Genomic DNA, 18,595 nt, shown 5'->3' with positions numbered 1-18,595 from the left:
TGTTCGAGGGGATGTGAAAGATGTCGTCGCGTTGGTCAATCTCCTCGATCACCCCGGCCAGCTGTTTGCAGGGCACAGTGGTGACAAACGAAATATCGTTTGCGACCAGATCATCCGTAATCTTTTTGTCTATGTTCATATCTGGTCTGTTCGTCCTGCTTGAGGCACCTAGGGCGCAATTTTGGGTTCATATTCTGCGATGCACATGCACGGCGCACCCGGCATGGCGAACCACACGCGATGCGGTCGAGCCCAGGAAATAGTCGCTGAGCCCCGGCTTGTGTGAGCCGATAACGATGCAGTCAAAGTCATTGCTATTGGCATAGTCGATGATGGTCCGGGCAGTATGGCCCTTGACGATCTCGGGCTGGATACCCTCCAGTTCCTCGGTCTTTTCGCGCAACAAACTGGCCGCCGCGCGGAATCCATCGGCAACTGCGTCCTTGTCCAGATAGGCACTGACCGAGCCCTGCGGCATCTCGTAAACATGCAGCGCAACAATTTCGCTGCCTTCTGCCGAAAGCGCCCGTGCCACTTCCAGCGTGTGCTGCGAAATGCCGTGGTCCAGCGCCATTGGAACCAGAATTTTCTTATACATGAAACCCTCCGTTTCTGTCGGACCAGAGCCCACAGACGGCCGCCAATAAGACCCACGCGGTCTGCCGGAAAACCTCGGCCGTATTTGTGTACGGTGCCGAAAAAGGTGGTTTTCTGCAAGGTATTGCGACAAGGCTCCTGCCCTGAGGCCCCCGCGCAGTCAGATTGAAGGGTATCCGATGTTCATCCATCCGCGTGTAGGTCAAACTGTTCGTCAGGGAAATACTTGGCCAAACGCACATCCGCAGCGCGGGCATGGCCTTCCATCCCCTCAAGCCTGGAAATTCGGGCAGTGGCGACAGCGACAGGCTTCGATCCTTCCCGCGTGGCACGTTGCCAGGTGACGATCTTCATGTACTTGTGGACGCTCAACCCTCCAGTATAGCTGGCCGCCCCCGAGGTCGGCAAAACGTGGTTGGTGCCGGTGGCCTTGTCGCCATAAGACACAGTGGTCTCTTCACCCAGAAACAACGACCCATAACAGGTCAGCCGGTCCAGCCACCAATCCAGGTCCTCGGCCTGGACGGTCAAGTGTTCGGGGGCGTATTCGTCCGAACAGGCAGCCATTTCCTCACGATCCGAACAGACGATGACCTCGGCATAGTCGCGCCATGCGGCGGCCGCATTTTCGCGGTTCAGGGCGGGCAGATCGTCTATAAGCTTCGGCACCAGCGTCATCACCTCCTGCGCCAGATCCCGGTCATTTGTTACCAGCCAGACGGGCGAGTTGTACCCATGCTCGGCCTGGCTGACCAAATCGGTGGCCACCACATGCGCGTCGGCGCTGCTGTCGGCAAGGATCAAGCTGTCGGTAGGACCCGCGATCATGTCGATGCCGACTTTGCCATAGAGAATCCGCTTGGCCTCGGCCACGAACTGGTTGCCCGGGCCCACAAGGATATTGGCCCGCGGCAGGCCGAACAGGCCATAGGTCATCGCGGCCACGCCCTGTACACCGCCCATGGCCAGAATACTGTCTGCCCCACAGATATGCGCGGCATAGACAATCGCTGGCGCAACGCCCTCGCCTGGGCGCGGCGGAGAACAGGCGGTGATATGGCGGCATCCGGCGACCTTGGCCGTGGTAACGGTCATGATCGCGCTGGCGGTATGGCTATAGCGCCCTCCGGGCACATAGCAGCCCGCCGCATCCACCGGGATCGCCTTTTGACCGGCGACGAACCCCGGAACGATCTCTGTCTGCACATCGGCCACGGTTGCCTTCTGCGTTTCAGCAAAGCGGCGCACATTGTCGTGGGCAAAGCGGATATCGGCCTTCAGTTTTTCCGGAACCCGTGCGATAGCAGCGTCAATCTCGGCCTGCGTCATCAAGACATTGCCGTCGAACTTGTCGAATCTGGCTGCGTATTCCAGCGCCTTGGCATCACCGCCAGCCTCAATATCAGCAAGGATGTTCCTGACTGTATCATTCACTTCGGAGGCATGGGATTGCGCTGTCAGGATGGCTTTTTTCAAATAGTCACGAGGCATGCTCAGCTGGTCCTATTCACGGGTCTTTCTTCCGGATTCGGCTTACCGGATTTGTAAGCCCTTACATCAAAGATGCAAGCGCTTACACATCTACTTTTCTTAAGCCGCGCTTGAGTTTAAGCTTATTGGCAAAAGCAAATCTCAGGTTTGAAAATGCCGAAACTTCGATCCGCGCCCACATTGGACGATGTCGCCAAACTGGCGGGCGTTTCAACAGCGACCGTGTCGCGCTGCATGAATGACCCCGACCGGGTGGTAGAGGCAACGCGTCAGCGCGTTCTGTCAGCGGTGGACAAGCTGGGATACACGCCGAACTTTGCCGCGCGGGTGATGGTAGCCAAGCGAACCCGGACGATCGGTGCGATCATTCCCACCATGGAGAACGCTATTTTCGCGCGCGGCCTACAGGCTTTTCAGGAAGAACTGCACACACGCGGTTACACACTGCTGGTATCAAGTTCGGCCTACGATCCCGACCTTGAAGAAGAGCAAATCCGGACGCTGGTCGCGCGCGGTGCGGACGGGTTGCTATTGATCGGGCATGACCGCAATCCGCAGGTTTACAAGGATCTTGCGCTCCGCGACATCCCGGTAATGATCGCGTGGTCCTTTCTGGCGGATGCACAGGTTGCCTCGGTCGGGTTTGACAATCGCGCAGCCATGGCCGAGCTGACGAACCGCGTGGTCGGGCTGGGCCACCAACGGATCGGAGTGATTTCCGGCATCACCGCTGGCAATGATCGGGCGCGTCTTCGGATTGAAGGTATAAAGGACGCGGTCCGGCAGTACGGGATTTCCCCGTCAGGTTTAGCGATCGTTGAAACACCCTACCAGATCGAAAACGGCGCCGATGCCTTTACCGAACTGATGTCACAGAACGCCCCGCCCACGGCAATCCTGTGCGGCAACGACGTTCTGGCCGTCGGCGCACTGCATCGGGCGCGTGAGATGGGATTAAATGTGCCCAAGGATGTTTCTGTCACCGGGTTCGACGATATCGAGCTGGCCCGGGTCGCCACCCCCGCGCTGACGACGGTGCATGTACCGCACCGCGAAATGGGTCAACGGGCCGCGTCGGCTCTGGTTGATATGCTGGAAAACCAGGCCCCAGGCACTGGCACGCGGCTAGTGACCCATATCGTCGAGCGTCAATCCCTCGGACCACCGGCCAGCGCCTAGGCAGCCTCGGCCTCCATGGTGCGGAAATCGTCCTTTAACCAGGAATGAGCCCCACACATCGGATCGGTGAAATGCTGCCGGATCAGCTTTACCATCACTTTCTGGATCAGCTTCGATGTCGTCTCGGGATACACTTCGGTCGTGAACAGGGACACGGTGCGTACGAAGTTGCGCCCCGGAAACGGCAGCGCCCGAACGTTGTCGTGGAACCTTTGTGCGCGGTGGAAACAGGCGGCCGTCGTGATCGCCCAACCGCTGCCCTCGGCGACAAGACCGATGATCGAGTGGTTGCACTCCATTTCAAACCGGTTCGGGAGATTGTATTTGCTGCGGGTTAGTTGAATTTCAATCTGCTTGCCGATCATGTAGTCCCGCGAATAGCGCAGCAAGGGCAATTCCGCATCCGGTTTCAGCAGGTCTTCAGGTTCTCCGCTGAACGTGTTGGGCAGAATTACGATAAACGGGTCGCGCATCAGCGGGTATTCGATCAACCCCTCGGTCCGCTCCGAGGGCCGGGTGGCAACCCCGGCATCCAACTTATGCTCTTGCAGATTGTTGATGATCTCGTGACTGGGGCGCGTGTAGTGGCGAAAGCTGCAACGCGGCAGAGCCTGTGCCAAAAAGCGGAACAGGTCCGGGGCGATCTGGTTGTCGAAATCGTCAATCAAGGCCAGCCGCAGATCCGTTGCGTGCTTCCAGTTGCCGGAGCGGATTTCGGCCTCTCCCCGTTTCAGCACCGTGAGCCCGTCGCGGACATATCGCGCGAACACCTCGCCCGCAGGGGTCAGCCCCATCGGACGCCGCCCATGATCGACCAGATCAACGCCCAGCGCGCCTTCGAGGCTGCGCAAGTGGTTCGAGACGGTGCTGATCGACAGCCCCGTTTCCGAAGCGACCTGCTGGATCGACCCCGATTTGGCAACCAGACGGAAGACTTCCAGCCAGCGAAGGCTCAGAGATTTGGACACTGCACACCCGTTGTTTCGATTTCTTCGAAACAAACCAAGCAAAGATTCACACAAACGGCAATGGTGAAGTTGGCCGAGCGGTCACGCTCTCATGCGCTCAAAACCCGGATCATAAGGTGATGGCGGGATAACTGTCGCACGCACGCGCTGACCACAGGAGTCTAACTCCATCTCAGTTCCGATATCTGCCAGATCGGGTCGCACGAAGCCATGCGCAAGATTCAGCCCTGTGCGATACCCCCAATCACCCGAGGTGATCGTGCCGACAACCTGCGAGCCCAGCATCAAAGATGCCCCGGGATGAGCGGGTTGTCGGGTGGTGTGAATGTGCAAGACGACCAGAGTTTTACGCGGCCCCTCGGCCTGCCGTTTCAACAAGGCGTCCCGCCCTGTGAAATCTCCCTTGTCCGGCTTCACGAAACGGTCGAGGCCGGTTTCGAAGGGGTCGAATTCGGTGATCAGATCGGCCTTCCAATGCAGGAAGCTCTTCTCCATTCGCATGGATTCCACTGCCCGCGCGCCGAAGAGTCTCAGCCCATGAGCCTCTCCAGCCTGCCGCAACGCCAGATAAGCCGCATAGAGCGACGCGTTGGGGACATGGATTTCATAAGCCAGTTCACCTGAGAAACTGACGCCCATCACCGTCACCGGAGCAATCCCGACGAAACACTCCCGCACGCTGAGCCACGGAAATGCCGCTGCGGACCAGTCACCGCGTGCGCTGGCGGACAGGACATCGCGCGCCTTGGGGCCAGCCAGCACCAGAATGGTCCGGTCGTTGGTCAGGCTGCGCAATTGCACGTCTTCATCGGCGCGCAGGTGTTGGGTCAACCAATCCATGTCGTGAAACTCACTTGCGGCGGCGGATCCGTACCACAGGCGGTCCGGCCCCCGGTCGCTGGCGGGCAGGTTGGCGACGGTCGCCTCGGCCTTGACCATGCCCTGATGGTTTAGCAAATAGCCCAGCCCAACCCGGCCATCGCGTCGGGTGACGGTGCCGCAAAACATCCTATCCAGAAAAGCGTGCCGGTCCGCGCCTGTGATCTCAATCCGGTTGAACCCGTTCACCTCGGCCAGCCCGACGCCGTTCTGCACGTTGGCCACCTCAGCTGCGACCAGATCAAATGTTTCGTCAAAATCGAAACTGAGAGACGGCGAGAAATCGGGCGTAGGCTTGATATACTCCACCCTCTCCCAACCATTGACCACGGTGAATTCCGCCCCTTCAGCTGCCAACACCGGAGTCAGAGGCGTCGTCTTGGCCGGCCGCCCGGCGGGGCGGTGTTCGTGCGGAAAGTGAAAGCGGAACTCGTTTTGATAGTCTTCGATGGCTTTCAGCGCCGTCAGTTCCACATTCGCATGACCAGTGAACCGGCGCGGGTCCAGACACCACGTGTCGTAACATGCTTCGCCATGCACAATCTGCTGGGCCAGCAGCCAGCCGTGGCCGCCGCCCTCACCCAACCCAGCGCGCAGGCCGATGATGCAGAACGCGTTGCGCTTGCCTGGGATCGGCCCGACCAAGGGCGCACCGTCGATCGTGTAGGTGATCGGGCCGTTGACAACCGTGTGAACGCCGACCTCCATCAACGCCGGCATACGGGCAAATGCGCCCTCCAACACATCGGTCACCCGGTCCAGATCGTCTGGGCACAGGGCATTGACGAAGTTCGGATCGATCCCGTCCATGCCCCAAGTTTTGCAGTCCTGTTCGTAGAACCCCAACAGCAGCCCGTTCTTTTCCTGCCTGCAATAGTAGTCACTGATTGGGCACCGCAGCAGGGGCATCCTGTGACCCGCATCCCGGATGGCAGGGATCTCTTCGGTCAGGAAATACTGGTGTTCCATGGACGAGACAGGGTGATGCACCCCCATCATCGCGCCGACCTCGTTCACCCGATAGCCGCAGGCGTTGACCACGATGTCACAACCTATATCGCCATGTTCGGTATGGACCGTCCAGGTGTCGTCGCCGTGCTGGGTCAAACCGACAACCGGCGTGTTGCGATAAACCTCGGCCCCCGCCTTGCGCGCGCGCCGCGCCAGCGCCTGACACAGCTGCGCCGGGTCGATGTCGCCATCCATCGGATCCCACAAACCGCCAATCAGGTTCTCGGTCGAGATCAGCGGGTGGCGGCGAGCGCATTCTTCGGCGTCGATCACCTCGAAATGCACATCCATCCCGCGCGCCATCGACGTGAAATGGCGATAACCCTGCATCTGCGCCTCGGTATTGGCCAGACGGATGCCACCGTCCCCGTGGTGGTAGTTGATCGGATAATCCGGGTCCTCGGCCAGTTCCTTGTACAGTTGGATCGAGTGCGATTTCAGGCCCACCATCGTCTGGTTCATGCCGAAATTCGTCACCTGCGCCGCAGAATGCCATGTCGTACCCGAGGTCAGCTCGTTGCGTTCCACCAGAACAACATCCGTCCACCCCTCCTGCGTCAGGTGATAAAGTGTCGAACAACCGGCGATCCCGCCCCCGATCACAACAACTTTGGTGCGCGACTTCATTGGCTCTGCTCCCTCTGGTCCGGGACAAGTTTTGCGGAAGAATGGACCGGGCCGACAATAGGGCCAGTGACTGTATTGAAAAATCGAAACTGCGATTGAGGATTCTGATATTCGCAGTTCCCCTTTGCGACGGGGCAGAGTTGCCGCTTAGTGTGCCCGGAGGAATAGCGGGAAAGGATAGGGATGTCCTCGGAAGGTGGCAAACGAAGCGGTCGGCGGGCACGGCACGCTCAGCGCGCGGCCAAGCCTGTTTTTGATCCCTGCCCGCCCGGTCAAAAAGGAGGCGCGTTCAAACCACTGAAACCAGCTGAGCTTGAGCAAATCTACGACACCGCACTGCGCCTGCTAGAGACGCTGGGCATGGGCAACGTGCCGGACCGGCTGGCCGTTGATCTGCTAGCCGCTGGTGCGCAGCCGGGAGCACAGGATCGGCTGGTCTTTCCGCGCAGAATGGTGGAGCGGTTGGTCAATTCCGCCGCCAAGACATTCACTTTCCACGGCCGGGACGAAACACGCTCCATTCAGGTGGGTGGAGACCGCGTATACTTCGGCACCGGAGGCGCCGCCGTACAGACATTGGATATCGACAGCGGGCTCTATCGCCCCTCGACGCTGATCGATCTGCATGACTTCACCCGGTTGCAGGACACTCTGGCTAATGTCAGCTGGTTTACCCGCTGCTGCGTGGCGACCGATGTACCCGATGTGCGCGATCTGGACATCAACACGGCTTATGCGCTGGTGCGCAACACGACCAAACCAGTGGCCACATCGTTCACGCTGGCTGAAAACGTCGCTCCGATTGTCGAGATGCTGGACATCGTGGCCGGTGGGCCGGGCGAATTCGCCAAGCGGCCCTTTTTGAAGGCCCATATCAGCCCGGTGATTTCTCCGCTGCGCTATGGAGAGGATGCGGTGGACGTGGTCTATGAATGCGTTGCCCACAACATTCCCATGTCCTGCATCACCGCCGCGCAGGCCGGGGCCACTGCCCCAGCGACCCTGGCTGGATTTCTGGCGCAATCTCTGGCCGAAACGCTGGCCAGCCTTGTCATGGTCAACGCGATCCAGCCCGGTTTTCCGATGGTGTTCTCCAACTGGCCCCTGATCGTGGACCTGCGCACCGGCTCCTTCGCCGGGGGCAGCGGTGAGACCGCCATTCTGAACGCCGCCTCAGCGCAGCTCACCAACTGGCTGGCGCTGCCTTCTGGCGTGGCGGCGTCAATGACCGACGCCAAAGCTATCGATGCGCAATACGGGGCCGAAAAGGGGATAACTTCTCTGGCCGCCGCGTTGGCCGGGGGCAACCTGATCTATGAAAGCTCGGGCATGACGGCATCTCTGCTGGGGGCCAGTTTCGAGGCGTTTGTTCTGGACGATGAAATGCACTCTCACACTTATCGGGCCCTGCGAGGGATCGAGGTGACCGAGGAGAACCTAGGCTTCGATGCGATCTGCCAGTCGGTTCTGGGCGACGGTCACTTTCTTGGCAGCACTCATACCTATGAGGCGATGGAGCGGGATTATTTCTACCCATCCCTCGCCGACCGGAATGAGCCGCGCACGTGGGAGGAGGGAGGCGCAACCGACGCATGGTCCGCTGCGCGTGCAAAGGTCAAAGAGGTTCTGGCCACCCATCACCCACAATACCTGAGTGACGCGCAGGACGCAGAAATCCGCAAACGCTTTCGCATTCTGATCTGAGCGCATCGGCCCATTCCCAAGTCACAAATCTGCCGCTAGGCTCGCGCCAGAACCAACAAGGGGGAACCACATGACCAATCCGTTTTTTCAACCGGTCTCGGCAATGGAGCTTGCCCGGTTTGCTGGTATCCCCACTTTCATGCGCCTGCCGAGCGTGACGCTGGACCACGAACGCATCACCGAGGTTGAGCTGGGCCTGGTCGGAATACCGTGGGACGGCGGCACCACCAACCGCCCCGGTGCCCGGCATGGGCCGCGTCAGTTGCGAGACTATTCGACGATGATCCGTGCGATGAACCCAGTGACCGGGGTTGCGCCTTTTTCCATGGTCAATTGCGCCGATCTGGGAGATGTCGCGCCGAACCCGGTGGATATCCAGGATACGCTGGATCGGGTGACCAGCTTCTACGCTGACCTGACAGCGCGCGGCATCACCCCCCTGACCGCCGGCGGCGACCACCTTACCACCCTGCCCGTTCTGCGTGCGCTGGCCAAGTCCGGCCCGCTTGGCCTGATCCAGTTCGACAGCCATACCGATCTGTTCGACACATATTTCGGGGGCCACAAATTCACCCACGGCACCCCCTTCCACCGCGCGGTCGAAGAAGGGCTGGTCGACCCCAAACGCTTTGTTCAGGTTGGTATTCGCGGCACCGCCTACAACACCGATGACATCGAATGGGGCGAGGCGCAGGGTATCCGCATCATTCGCATTGAGGAGCTGTTTGACCGCGGCATCAACGACGTCATGGCCGAAGTGCGCAGCATCGTGGGTACCGCGCCCACCTATTGCACCTATGACATCGACTTTGTGGACCCGACCTATGCCCCCGGCACCGGCACGCCCGAGATTGGCGGGCCAAACAGTTTTCAGGCGCAACAGGTCATTCGCCAGATGGCAGGCGTCAATCTGGTCGGCGCCGATCTGGTCGAGGTTGCACCGCCCTTCGATCCCGAGGGCGGCACGGCTTGGCTGGGCATCTCTTTGATGTTCGAACTGCTCTGCGTGTTGGCGCAGGCAGTGGATGCGCGGCGCTAACTGACGTTTTCGGCGATCATCGAGATCATCTCGAACATCACCGCCGCCGCTGTCAGGGCAGTAATGTTGTTGGGGTTGTCTTTGGTGGGCATCATGCAGACGACATCCCCACCCACGATATTCAGGCCCCGTGCGGCACGCAGAATGCCGACCGCCTCGTCGATATCGAACCCTTTCTCACCCGGCTCCAGATTCGACACGGCGGGCGCAACCGTGGGGTCGAGGCAGTCCAGATCGAACGTGATATAGACCGGACGGTCGCCCAATACCTCGCGGGTCTGTGCCACCACATCCTCCAGCCCGCGCTGACGGAATTCGCGCATGGTGACGATATTGTAGCCATAGTCATAGGAGGGCTGCAGCCAGTCCAGACTGCGCGGATGGCCCCGCAGCCCGATCTGCATCGACCGCGTCGGATCGACCTGACCCTGATCGGCCAGATATGCCCCCCAATGGGCCGCTGATTTCTTGGCGCCCAGAAAGTGATCAACTTTGGTGAACACATCTGTATGCGCGTCCAGATGCAGAAAGCTGACTGGCTCTCCGCCCGCCAGCTTGCCGTTGCCCAGCGCCTGCACGATCCCACCGGTGATCGAATGATCACCACCGACAGACACCGGCCGCGCCCCTGCCGCGTCGATGTCTTTAAAAAAGGCCGTGATGCGCTCGATGCTATCTTCATTGTCGTTCGCACGCGGAAACGGCACGTCGCCCACATCGGCAATTTTCGCACTGTTCCACGGGTCGATCTCGAACACCGAATGCACCCGGCGTTGGACCGCCGAGACGTGACGCAGGGCACGCGGACCCAGATGCTGATCCCGCTCAGTCGTGCCGTTGCCGGTGGAATGTGGCACGCCCACCAGCGCGATGTCCTGCCCCTCGGGGCCTTCGTTTGGACAGCGAAACAAGGTGGGCACGCCCCACCAATAGAGATTGTCCATCATGGACTGTTCATAACGATCGGTCATTGTCTTACCCGGTCAAAGAAAAACGCCCCCGGCGGCAACCGGGGGCGGATATGTTCAGATTTTTTCGTCTTCTCGCCGGAAGGCTCCCTGTACGATCCGGTCAATGACCATCGCGCAGAAGAGGATGGCAAAGCCACCCAGCAGGCCCGGCCCCTTGGCGGCGTATTGCAGCGCCTCTAGGATTTCCTTGCCCAGACCTCCGCCGCCGATCAGCGAGATGATCACCACCATCGACAGGCACATCAGGATGGTCTGGTTCACCCCGGTCATGATCGACGGCAAGGCCAGCGGTATTTCCACATCCTTCAACAATTGCCACTTGGATGCACCAAAGGCGACTGCCGCCTCTTTGATACTCTCCGGCACCCCGCGCATCCCGAGCGCGGTCAGACGGATCACCGGCGGCATGCCAAAGATGATCGTCGCCAGAATACCCGGTGGGTTGCCGGTGCCAAAGAAGGCAATGATCGGGATCAGGTATACGAAGGCCGGAAGCGTCTGCATCAGGTCCAGCACCGGTTCCGCCGCGCGATATGCACGTTGGGACTTGCCGAACCAGATTCCCAACGGGATGCCGAAAACCACGCACAGCAACACCGCGGCGCCGACCAGAGCCACCGTCTCCATCGCCACATCCCAGTAACCCAGCAAGGCAATATAGGCCAACGAAGACGCTGTGAAGATCGCCACGCGCGGCCCTGCCGCACGCCATGCGGTCACGCAGATAACCAGCATCACAACTGGCCACGGAGACCCGATAAGCGCAATAGTCAACGCATCCAGAACCGAGCGGACACCAGCGACAATCCCGTCGAAGACATCACCCCCGGCGGCGGCGGCGGCGTCGATTTGCGCCTCCATCCAACTGGCCAGATTCGAGAAGATAGTGCCCTCGCCCTCGCCTAGTATCAGAGCGGAGACCTCATCTTCCGGAAAGGCGTCCAGCATCGCCAGCGACGCATTCACCGTGAACTTATAGATGATCAGCGGCGCAATCGCGGCCACCAGAACAGCACCCAGAACCGTATTGCGCGTGGATCGGCCGCTTTCGGTGCTGGTCGGATCGATCCGCCATTTCGAATACTGCTTTTCATAGACCCGGTCCGCGTAGAACCCCTGGGCCAGTTTGAACACGAGCAGCATCAGAAGTCCGGTGATCAGGATCCCCGACGCCTCGGCCTGAGCCGCCTGCGCTTGCGCCAGACTGCTGTCCGCCGCCTTCTGGATATTCTCGGCCAGCCGGTTGAACCGGTCTATGTCGGCCTGTTCGGTTGCGGCTGCTGCGCGTTCCAACAATTCATTAGCCCGGGTCTGCTGGCGTTCGGCGCGTTCGGCCAGGTCAGCGCCGGGATTGCCCCAGGCCCCACGCCCGATCTGGACCCAGGCGATGATTTCCAGGATCAGGAAAGTCCAGAACATCCCCCAGATGGCCCGCGAGGCGGACCAGAACGGCCCCAGCACCGCCGCCCAGATATTGAACGTGTTGGGCAATGCGCTGGTGGCATCGTGGATCTTGTGGAACGCGGTGACGTAGTAATCACCATTCGGACCGGCAAATTCGTGAATGGATTGGTCCAGTGCCTCTCGGTCGACCTCGATATCGGAGGCGGCCGTGACTTTCATTTCCATTGCTGCATCAGTCATTTTTGCCCCCCTGAATTCCGCGCAGCAGACGCGGCTTGGTCACAATGCCGACGTCACTGCCCGCATCGGTGATGACGACCGGCATCTCGGTATTCACGGCCAGATCGATCAGTTGATCTAAATCCGCGCCCTCATCCGCGCGCGGCGCGCCCTCGAGCGGGCCAGAGTAGCTGCCCATCGGCTCCATAATCGAATGCGCCTTGACCAGTTTCAGTTTCGAAATGCCCTGCACAAACTCGCGCACATAATCGTCCGCCGGGTTCATCACGATGTCTTCCGGCGTGCCAATCTGCACGATCACCCCGTCTTTCATGATGGCGATGCGGTGACCGATACGAATGGCCTCGTCCAGATCGTGGGTGATGAACAGCGTCGTCTTCTGCAACTGCGCCACCAGCGCCTTGAACTGATCCTGCAGTTGCAGGCGGATCAGAGGATCAAGGGCCGAGAACGGCTCGTCCATCAGCAGGATTTCAGGGTCCGAGGCCAGCGCGCGGGCGATCCCCACCCGCTGCTGCATCCCGCCCGACAGTTCCTTGGGCAAGCGGTCTTCGTAACCGGTCAGGTCCACCAGACCCAGCGCGTGATCCGAAACCGCCCAGCGTTTGGATTTGGACACTTTGCGAATTTCCAGCGGATAGGCCACGTTGTCACGCACCGAGCGGTGCGGCATCAGCGCCATGTGCTGAAATACCATCCCGATCTGCTGCGCTCGGATGCGGCGCAGTTCCGTCTCGGATATCTTGGACACATCGTGTCCCAGAATTTCGATCTTGCCCGAGGTCGGCTCAATCAGCCGGTTCACGTGCCGCACCAGCGTCGACTTCCCCGAACCCGACAGGCCCATGATGCAGAAAATCTCGCCCCGCGGCACGTCAAAAGTGGCCCCTTGTACACCTACGACGCAATTGAATCTTTCCAGAACTTCGGGCTTTCCAATGCCTTCGTTCCGCACGGCTTCCATGGCTTCTTCGGCGCGCGCGCCGAAGATCTTCCACACATCCGTCAGTTTTACGACTGTTTCGGTCATACTTGTCCCTTTGATGCAAAACAGGCCGCCGGACGTGTCCAACGGCCTGCCCGGTTTTCAGTTCCGGTTGGTATCAATCACTGAGACATCCAGCCCAGAACGGCATCTTCGTTGGCAGCCACCCATTCCTCGGCATAGGCTGCGGGCTCTTTACCCTCGATCACCAGCGCATAGGTCATGGCAGAGACCGTATCGGTGTCCAGCTTCATGTTGGCCAGCAACTGGGCAACTTCGGGGAACTCATCCTCGAGGGATTTCGCATAGTGCAAATGCAGATAAGCCAGATCCCAGGCCACACCGGCGTCAGATTTCTCAAGCCAGTCCGGATCGTCGGTGGGCTGCAGCACATTCCACTTGGACGCGTCATAGGCTGGTTCTTCCAGAATCTGCATGTCATGCAAGGCAAACACGTAGTGCGGCGTATAACAGAATCCGACCCACGGATCCCCTGCCTTGATCGCGTTGTCGAGGTTGGCATAGGCCACGGTTTCGTCGATTTCAGTCAGTTCCATGACTTGGTCATAGCCATAGGATTTGGCCCTGATTTTCTCGACATTGGTCGAAGCCCATCCAGGCGCACCGATCCAGACTTCGCCTTGCCCATCGCCATTACTGTCAAACAATGCGGCAACGTCAGGGTTGGTCAAATCGTCGATCGAACGAATATCGTGGGCGTCCGCAGTTGCTTTGTCGACGCACATTCCCTGGAACGCTTCAACTCCATTTGGGTTGAATGCAACAGTGCCTTTATCAGTGACGTAGGTATCGTGCAGGTTCTGCTGGTTCGGCATCCAGACCTCGGGGTGAACATGCATCGCGCCGGAATCCATCGCCTCGAACACGATCGGGTTGGTTCCGTTCTGCAGTTCAACATCAAGACCCAAGTTCTGTTCGATCGCCACCTTCAGAATATGCGCCGTGGCATTCACCGATGGCCAGTTCGGCACACCGATCACAATATCCGCAGCCATCGCTGGTCCGGCGACCGCCATCGATGCGCCTCCTAAAAGTGTTGCAAGTTTTTTCATCTGATATCTCCATGTTGGTCATCCGTGGTACTTGTTCTTGTGTCCCTATCGGACACCGACGCACCTTTCGAACAGTGGCGGGAAGGTGGAACTTCCCCGGTTTCTTGGCCAGCGGCTTGCTGCGCCGGGTTGGCCAGAAAATTGAACCATGCCAGTACGCCGACCTTCAAGAATTACATGCGGCAAACTGCACTATGCGATATTATCGTAATTTAGTTTCGCTTTTTTGCAAATAGGTGCACATTTGCGACCCAGCGCCAGTGCAAAACATATGTCGGTTCCGTCCAACATAGTTCCGGAAAACTTCGCGCCATTCGGCAAGAGGCGGCGACATAATTTAACCTGAGAACCGATCTCCGGCATTACCGAATGTCTTGCACAACCGTCTCCGATATTTTTTGCCATACACCCGACCTGGCCCACTGCAACGGCAAGCATTGGCCGCGCTTGGAAATGTGATCCGAAATCTCGTTATACGGTAACTCTGCCGCATAAAATGACCGTCAAAAAAGGGAAAACAACGGTGCGATTTTTACAAGCTGCGCCCGCCAAAACAGGAAAAAACCGGATCAAATCGATTGAATCAAATAATGTCGGGATAAGATTACAAACGGCGACAGATGGGTAAAACCGGTACCAGATGCGGGTTTCTATTAACAAAGGCACTAGGTTAATGCTTCATTCGGCTCTTATTCGGTACATTGCTTGACCTCACGGGCCAAGATCGAAACAGCGCGCTTCTAGTCAAGCAAAACTAACTCTCAAGAACGCCAGTTTTATACGCCTTGTTTGCAAGAAAAGGCACCACGAACCGCTGCAAAGGCTCGATTGCGCTCAAGCATCAGAGCTTCCGCTGCTCTTCAGGGGCTGGGTGAAACTAGGATTAACGGCCACCAACCCGCTTTCAACTTTCAATCGTCCTAAGTGGACGCGGTTGTACCATGCTCAACGAACTCGTTCACGAAGAGGTCAGAAAAGACAGCCTGTGTCGCGGCAACGAAGGTGCCTCAGTATTTCTCACAGCAGCCGCGTGCTCTGCTACCGCTCAACATTTCAAAGTGCTTGTTTCCTGGTCAGATATGATGGATCAGTTGCCGCTACTTCTCGGAGGCTGGCTCTCGCCTTGGGTTGAAAGCGCGTTCTCACACTTCGACCGGGTCGCCAGCGGAAGCCCACAGATTTCTCGGCACACTGCCATGCAACTTTAGCCACGAATTTACAGACGGTATTGCCGAAACTCGCAAGCTGGCCGACGAATCGGATCAAAAAGCCTGAACGGATGCCGCCTCCAAAGCTGCCGAGACCGCTCAAACTCTTCCCGGTAAAAGCGACGGGCTGCTGACATTGAATGGTATCTGCTGGACAATGACACCCGACGAGACGGCGGCGGTCCCGGCCTCGCAGCAATACGAGTGCAAATATGACCTGTTTGAAAACCTCTACTCACGGGCTGCATCCGACCATCGCAACCCATTGCGGTTAATGAAAACTATCTCGCTTGGCACACGCCGATCATCAACTCTCGGCTTGCCATACCCCCCCTTTTGCGCCTCCCTTGCTTAATCCATGCGTGCCCCTTCGCGATTGAAATAGTAAACTCTTTGCGGATCATAGCCGAGGCGAAGTTCCTGACCCTGTTCCACCGCATGCTGTCCGAACAGACGCGCAGTGATCTGAAGATCGTTCACCTTGGCAATGACGTTTGTATCGCCGCCGAGTTTCTCGACATGATTGACACGAGCTGTAATCAGGCCGTCATTGTCCGGAAACAGATCCTCAGGACGCACGCCCATGGTGCGGTCGTCACCTTCGGACAGCAGCCCGGCGGGAAGGAAATTCATCGCCGGTGACCCCAGAAATCCGGCAACAAACTGATTGGCGGGATTGTTATAAAGCTCCATCGGGCTACCGATCTGTTCCACCCGCCCGTCACGCAGCACAACGATCTTGTCGGCAAGCGTCATGGCCTCGGTCTGGTCGTGGGTCACATAGATCATCGAGGCCCCAAGCTGCGCGTGCAGCTGGGCGATTTCCAGCCGTGTGTTCATGCGCAAAGCTGCATCGAGATTCGAAAGGGGTTCGTCAAACAGGAACAGTTTCGGCTGGCGTACAATGGCCCGACCAATCGCCACCCGCTGACGCTGGCCTCCGGACAATTCGGACGGGAAGCGATCAAGATAAGGAGCGAGATCCAGCATCCGACTGGCTTCTTCCACCCGCTGGTCGATGACTTCTTTCGATTGCTTTTCCTGTTTCAACGCCAAGGTCATGTTGCCGCGCACATTCAAGTGCGGATACAAAGCATAGCTTTGGAACACCATGGCGATGCCGCGTTTCGATGGAGGGGTCGTATTGACCAGATCATCACCAATATAGATTTCGCCGGACGTTACGTCCTCAAGCCCCGCGATCACCCGCAAAAGGGTCGACTTGCCACAGCCCGAGGGGCCGACGAACACGACAAATTCACCTTCTTCCACTTCAATGTCGATGTCTTTCAGCACGTGCACCGGACCAAAGGATTTGTTCACTTTGCGTAGGGAAAGAGCGGTCATGATGTCTCCTCTTCTAGGCTGACGGATTGGCCGGTGCGCACACTTGTGTCCGCAGCCAGGCAAATGGCAAGGGACCGCACCGCATCCTGCATGTGACGGGTGAGGTCGAGATTTTCAGAAATGGCCTCAAGCATATGGGCCTGTTCGGCATCACACAGCGCTTGATGGCCGGGTTCATCCGGCAAGGCGATCAAATGATCGCCTTCAGGACGGTGGACCAGCAGCCCCCCAACGGCGGTGTGGCTGTCCACATTGGAACTGTCCGATTTATCCGCTTCGGTGATCGATACGGATCCGGTGGGGGAAATCACATCTTTCACGAAAAATGCGGTTTCCGACATCATCGGCCCCCAGCCCGCTTCGTACCAGCCCACGGATCCATCTTCGAATGTGACCTGAAACTGGCCGTAATTATACATGTCGGGGGAAATCTCATCAGACAGGCGCAACCCGATACCATTCACCTGCACGGGGGCGGCGTCGGTGATCTGGCACCAGACATCGACATAATGCACGCCGCAATCGACGATTGGAGCGGTGGTCTGCATCAGGGCCTTGTGGGTGTCCCACTCCGCACCTTTGGATTGTTGGTTCAGGTTCATGCGGAACACGTAAGGTCCGCCAAGCGCACGTGCCTCTTTGATAAGCCGCACCCAGCTTGGGTGATGGCGCAGGATATACCCCACCACCAGTTTTCGCCGCAGCCGGGTGGCGGTCGCGACCACACGCGTTGCATCTGCCACCGTAGTGGCCAGTGGTTTTTCCACGAACACATGGGCACCTGCTTCCATCGCCGCCACGGCAAAATCGGCGTGGCTGTCGGAATAGGTGGCGATGACCACTAAATCCGGCTTGGTTTCTGCCAGCGCTTCGTGGAAATCGGTAAAAACAGGATAGTTGGCCAGTTCCGGCTGATCGACTCGACCCGAGCGGTTCACAAGAGCGACAATCTCGGCACCGGCGTTATTATGGTGGGCAAGCGCGTGACTTGTCCCCATGTTGCCCAGCCCTGCAATCAGAACCCGGATCATTTCACCGCACCGGAGGTGATGCCGCGGATCAACTGGCGCGAGAAGATCACATAAAGGATCAGCACCGGCAGAATTGCCATCGACAGCGCGGACAGGACCGCGTTCCAGTCGGTCACGAACTGGCCGATGAAGACCTGGCTGCCCAAGGTGAGCGTTTTGGTTTCTTCGGCGGGGGCAAGGATCAGCGGGAACCAGAGGTCATTCCAGATTGGGATCATGTTAAAGACGGCCACCGTCGCCATGGCGGGGCGCACAAGCGGCAGCACCAGTTTGAAGAAGATCGTGTATTCCGACAGGCCGTCAATCCGCCCAGCGTCCTTCAGATCGTCACTGACCTGCCGCATGAATTCCGACAGGATGAATACCGCCAATGGCAGGCCCTGCGCCGTATAGACCAGGATCAGCGCCCAAAGTGTGTTGACGAGCCCAGTCGAGACCATCAGTTCAAGAATGGCCACTGTGCCGATGCGGATCGGGATCATGATACCTAATGCGAGGTAAAGCCCCATCATCGTGTTGCCCCTGAAGCGATACTCGCTCAGCGCATAGGCCGCCATCGCACCGAACAGCAGTACAAAGAACAGCGACGCCACGGTCACTATCATCGAATTCTGGAAGTAGAGGAAAAAATCCCCCTGTTTCATCACGGTCTCATAGCCAACCATGGAAAAGCTCTCGCTGTTCGGCAGGGCCAAGGGCTCGCGAAAGATCATTTTGCGGGTCTTGAAGCTGTTGATCAGGATCACGAAGACCGGAAACAGCGCAATCAGCGTGTAAAGGATCAGCGCGCCATGCATGGCGGCAACGTTCAACGGGTTGCGACGGGCTTGGTTCATCTCGG

14 protein-coding genes and 2 pseudogenes are annotated in these 18,595 nt (G+C 58.5%); 3 read left to right on the top strand and 13 right to left on the bottom strand.

Annotated features, from left to right (window positions below):
- The 3 genes and pseudogenes from ACR0IK_RS15815 to hisD all read right to left on the bottom strand — a co-directional run.
- Nucleotides 1-139 (bottom strand): annotated as a pseudogene (locus ACR0IK_RS15815) (sulfopyruvate decarboxylase subunit alpha); the annotation flags it as partial.
- Between the two features lie 48 nt (nt 140-187).
- Nucleotides 188-598, bottom strand: a complete 411-nt coding sequence (locus ACR0IK_RS15810; RefSeq protein WP_480642182.1) for a universal stress protein — start codon at nt 596-598, stop codon at nt 188-190.
- 182 nt (nt 599-780) lie between these two features.
- On the bottom strand, nt 781-2,088 hold the full coding sequence (hisD, locus tag ACR0IK_RS15805; RefSeq protein ID WP_480642181.1) for a histidinol dehydrogenase: 1,308 nt from the start codon (nt 2,086-2,088) through the stop codon (nt 781-783).
- Between the two features lie 153 nt (nt 2,089-2,241).
- Here hisD and ACR0IK_RS15800 point away from each other — a divergent pair, with 153 nt between their 5' ends.
- Complete coding sequence (locus ACR0IK_RS15800) at nt 2,242-3,267, top strand: LacI family DNA-binding transcriptional regulator (RefSeq protein ID WP_480642180.1); 1,026 nt, start codon at nt 2,242-2,244, stop codon at nt 3,265-3,267.
- On the opposite strand, the gene ACR0IK_RS15795 is transcribed toward ACR0IK_RS15800, so the two are convergent.
- A complete protein-coding gene (locus ACR0IK_RS15795) occupies nt 3,264-4,235 on the bottom strand; it encodes a LysR family transcriptional regulator (protein WP_480642179.1) in 972 nt (323 codons plus the stop codon). The two genes, ACR0IK_RS15800 and ACR0IK_RS15795, sit on opposite strands and share 4 nt — an antisense overlap.
- A gap of 81 nt (nt 4,236-4,316) precedes the next feature.
- Nucleotides 4,317-6,752 carry a GcvT family protein gene (locus ACR0IK_RS15790; RefSeq protein ID WP_480642178.1) on the bottom strand — a complete coding sequence of 812 codons (2,436 nt, stop codon included), beginning with the start codon at nt 6,750-6,752 and terminating at the stop codon, nt 4,317-4,319.
- 183 nt (nt 6,753-6,935) lie between these two features.
- On the opposite strand from ACR0IK_RS15790, the gene ACR0IK_RS15785 reads away from it, so the two are divergent.
- Nucleotides 6,936-8,456 (top strand): trimethylamine methyltransferase family protein, encoded by a 1,521-nt coding sequence (locus ACR0IK_RS15785; RefSeq protein WP_480642177.1) that lies wholly within the window; start codon nt 6,936-6,938, stop codon nt 8,454-8,456.
- Between the two features lie 70 nt (nt 8,457-8,526).
- Entirely contained in the window at nt 8,527-9,495 is a 969-nt protein-coding gene (locus ACR0IK_RS15780) for an agmatinase (protein WP_480642176.1), read from the top strand.
- On the opposite strand, the gene ACR0IK_RS15775 is transcribed toward ACR0IK_RS15780, so the two are convergent.
- From ACR0IK_RS15775 to ACR0IK_RS15740, 8 genes and pseudogenes are all read right to left on the bottom strand, one after another.
- A complete protein-coding gene (locus tag ACR0IK_RS15775) occupies nt 9,492-10,466 on the bottom strand; it encodes an arginase family protein (protein WP_480642175.1) in 975 nt (324 codons plus the stop codon). The two genes, ACR0IK_RS15780 and ACR0IK_RS15775, sit on opposite strands and share 4 nt — an antisense overlap.
- A gap of 54 nt (nt 10,467-10,520) precedes the next feature.
- Complete coding sequence (locus ACR0IK_RS15770) at nt 10,521-12,110, bottom strand: ABC transporter permease (RefSeq protein ID WP_480642174.1); 1,590 nt, start codon at nt 12,108-12,110, stop codon at nt 10,521-10,523.
- A complete protein-coding gene (locus tag ACR0IK_RS15765) occupies nt 12,103-13,140 on the bottom strand; it encodes a quaternary amine ABC transporter ATP-binding protein (RefSeq protein WP_480642173.1) in 1,038 nt (345 codons plus the stop codon). The genes ACR0IK_RS15770 and ACR0IK_RS15765 overlap by 8 nt, the downstream gene beginning before the upstream one ends.
- A gap of 77 nt (nt 13,141-13,217) precedes the next feature.
- Complete coding sequence (locus ACR0IK_RS15760; protein ID WP_480594288.1) at nt 13,218-14,168, bottom strand: ABC transporter substrate-binding protein; 951 nt, start codon at nt 14,166-14,168, stop codon at nt 13,218-13,220.
- A 1,442-nt stretch (nt 14,169-15,610) separates the two neighbouring features.
- A pseudogene (locus ACR0IK_RS15755) lies at nt 15,611-15,703 on the bottom strand (IS5/IS1182 family transposase); the annotation flags it as partial.
- 24 nt (nt 15,704-15,727) lie between these two features.
- On the bottom strand, nt 15,728-16,723 hold the full coding sequence (locus ACR0IK_RS15750; protein ID WP_480642172.1) for an ABC transporter ATP-binding protein: 996 nt from the start codon (nt 16,721-16,723) through the stop codon (nt 15,728-15,730).
- Nucleotides 16,720-17,754: a Gfo/Idh/MocA family protein gene (locus tag ACR0IK_RS15745; protein ID WP_480642171.1), complete on the bottom strand. Its 1,035-nt coding sequence runs from the start codon at nt 17,752-17,754 to the stop codon at nt 16,720-16,722. Before ACR0IK_RS15745 ends, ACR0IK_RS15750 begins: the two co-directional genes overlap by 4 nt.
- Nucleotides 17,751-18,590 (bottom strand): carbohydrate ABC transporter permease, encoded by an 840-nt coding sequence (locus tag ACR0IK_RS15740; protein WP_480594294.1) that lies wholly within the window; start codon nt 18,588-18,590, stop codon nt 17,751-17,753. Before ACR0IK_RS15740 ends, ACR0IK_RS15745 begins: the two co-directional genes overlap by 4 nt.
- Nucleotides 18,591-18,595 lie beyond the last annotated feature (5 nt).

The organism is Ruegeria sp. BF7, assembly GCF_056538605.1.
The sequence above is the reverse complement of the archived record's forward strand: the minus strand, read 5'-3'. Positions and strand labels throughout refer to the sequence as shown.

Bases quoted from the DNA above. Each gene is read 5' to 3' on its own strand.
- ACR0IK_RS15790 (WP_480642178.1), bottom strand. From the start codon at position 6,752: ATGAAGTCGCGCACCAAAGTTGTTGTGATCGGGGGCGGGATCGCCGGT.
- ACR0IK_RS15775 (WP_480642175.1), bottom strand. From the start codon at position 10,466: ATGACCGATCGTTATGAACAGTCCATGATGGACAATCTCTATTGGTGG.
- ACR0IK_RS15740 (WP_480594294.1), bottom strand. From the start codon at position 18,590: ATGAACCAAGCCCGTCGCAACCCGTTGAACGTTGCCGCCATGCATGGC.
- ACR0IK_RS15810 (WP_480642182.1), bottom strand. From the start codon at position 598: ATGTATAAGAAAATTCTGGTTCCAATGGCGCTGGACCACGGCATTTCG.
- ACR0IK_RS15750 (WP_480642172.1), bottom strand. From the start codon at position 16,723: ATGACCGCTCTTTCCCTACGCAAAGTGAACAAATCCTTTGGTCCGGTG.
- ACR0IK_RS15785 (WP_480642177.1), top strand. From the start codon at position 6,936: ATGTCCTCGGAAGGTGGCAAACGAAGCGGTCGGCGGGCACGGCACGCT.
- ACR0IK_RS15780 (WP_480642176.1), top strand. From the start codon at position 8,527: ATGACCAATCCGTTTTTTCAACCGGTCTCGGCAATGGAGCTTGCCCGG.
- ACR0IK_RS15770 (WP_480642174.1), bottom strand. From the start codon at position 12,110: ATGACTGATGCAGCAATGGAAATGAAAGTCACGGCCGCCTCCGATATC.
- ACR0IK_RS15800 (WP_480642180.1), top strand. From the start codon at position 2,242: ATGCCGAAACTTCGATCCGCGCCCACATTGGACGATGTCGCCAAACTG.
- ACR0IK_RS15760 (WP_480594288.1), bottom strand. From the start codon at position 14,168: ATGAAAAAACTTGCAACACTTTTAGGAGGCGCATCGATGGCGGTCGCC.
- ACR0IK_RS15745 (WP_480642171.1), bottom strand. From the start codon at position 17,754: ATGATCCGGGTTCTGATTGCAGGGCTGGGCAACATGGGGACAAGTCAC.
- hisD (WP_480642181.1), bottom strand. From the start codon at position 2,088: ATGCCTCGTGACTATTTGAAAAAAGCCATCCTGACAGCGCAATCCCAT.
- ACR0IK_RS15765 (WP_480642173.1), bottom strand. From the start codon at position 13,140: ATGACCGAAACAGTCGTAAAACTGACGGATGTGTGGAAGATCTTCGGC.